The sequence below is a fragment of the Streptomyces sp. VTCC 41912 genome (genome assembly GCF_045799175.1).
Lineage (GTDB): Bacteria > Actinomycetota > Actinomycetes > Streptomycetales > Streptomycetaceae > Streptomyces > Streptomyces albulus_C.
Map to the genome: position 1 here is coordinate 1 of NZ_JBJMAB010000116.1, position 542 is coordinate 542.

1 protein-coding gene is annotated in these 542 nt (G+C 70.7%); it reads right to left on the reverse strand.

What is annotated here, in order from left to right; translation table 11 throughout:
• The coding region (locus ACJ6WD_RS41385; protein WP_407617832.1) for an SDR family NAD(P)-dependent oxidoreductase at positions 1–542 on the reverse strand (542 nt) is incomplete at both ends.

The window sequence follows — 542 nt, forward strand, 5'->3', positions numbered from 1 at the left end:
CCGGCCGCATGCACCACAGCCGACACCCGATGACCAGCCACCAACCCCAACACCGCAGCACGATCCGACACATCGCAGGCAACCACCCGCACCATCGCACCGGACTCCGACAGCTCGGCAACCAACTCGGCCGCACCCGCCGCCCGTTGACCACTGCGGCTGACCAACAGCAACTCCCGCACGCCGTGCTCGACCACCAGATGACGGGCCAACACCGCACCCAAACCACCCGTACCACCAGTGATCAACACCGCACCCGCACCACCGGCGAACCCCGCACCCACACCCGCCGCCGACTCCCCCGCAGGCAACGGCCGACGGACCAGGCGCGCGGCGAGCACATCGCCCTCGGAGAGGCGTAGTTGCGGCTCTTCGCCGGTCAAGGCGGTGAGCGGGAGCGTGGTGGGATCGTTCGGGTCGGCGTTCGGATCGAGGTCGAGGAGGGCGAAGCAGCCCGGGTTCTCGGACTGGGCCGAACGCACCAGGCCCCACACCGCGGCAGCGGCCACGTCGTGCCCGGTCGTCGCGCCCCGGGTCACGAA